The 310-nt window shown below is 41.0% G+C and carries 1 protein-coding gene; it reads left to right on the forward strand.

Annotated elements, in window-relative coordinates:
- Nucleotides 1-310, forward strand: a 310-nt coding sequence (locus tag FLQ44_RS00455; protein ID WP_147692581.1) for an SDR family NAD(P)-dependent oxidoreductase, incomplete at both ends; no start/stop codon positions are given.

Below are 310 nucleotides of genomic sequence, written 5' to 3' on the forward strand. Positions count from 1 at the left end.
ATTGGTAAAGCTTTAGCTGCGGAATGTGCATTGCAGGGTGCGCAGGTGATCTTAAGTGCAAGACGTTTGGAAGAGCTGGAAAAAGTTCGTGTGAGTTTGCTTCACCCTGATCATCATCTTTCCGTAGCAATGGATATTACTGATGAAGCACAAGTTCGTCATGCCTATGAACAGGTCCTTGATCAAAAAGGGCGTATAGATTTGTTGATCAATAATGCCGGTTTAAGTCAAAGAGCATTGATTGCAGAAACCAGTATGCAGACCGAACGTGCAATCATGGAAATTGATTATTTTTTCACAAGTTTTTTTG

This window comes from Vogesella mureinivorans (assembly GCF_007644035.1).
Taxonomy (GTDB): Bacteria; Pseudomonadota; Gammaproteobacteria; order Burkholderiales; family Chromobacteriaceae; genus Vogesella; species Vogesella mureinivorans.